Below are 271 nucleotides of genomic sequence, written 5' to 3'. Positions count from 1 at the left end.
CTTCGGGCATATCAACTGCGGCTTTTTCCAGCCAATAGAGTCCTTTCAGCGGATCAGCCTCAATACCACTCTTCCCTTCCAGGTACGCCCGGCCCAGGAAAAGCTGCATATTCTTATCACCTTCTTCCGCTTCAAGCTCCACGTATTTCAGTGTCGATTTCAGGTGATTGGTCGGCTTTGTCGTCACAGATGCCTGAACCGGATGTACACCATATGCCATCACAGCAACACCAAATACTGAAGTGAGTGCAATCTGTTTAAGTAGTGTGAA

General features: G+C 48.3%; 1 pseudogene. It reads right to left on the bottom strand.

From position 1 onward, the window contains the following. Nucleotides 1-220: pseudogene (locus tag ACYP03_RS26270) on the bottom strand (tetratricopeptide repeat protein); the annotation flags it as partial. Between the last annotated feature and the right edge of the window lie 51 nt (nt 221-271).

Source organism: Photobacterium sp. R1 (assembly GCF_054600795.1).
This window is presented reverse-complemented; position numbering and strand designations above follow the sequence as displayed.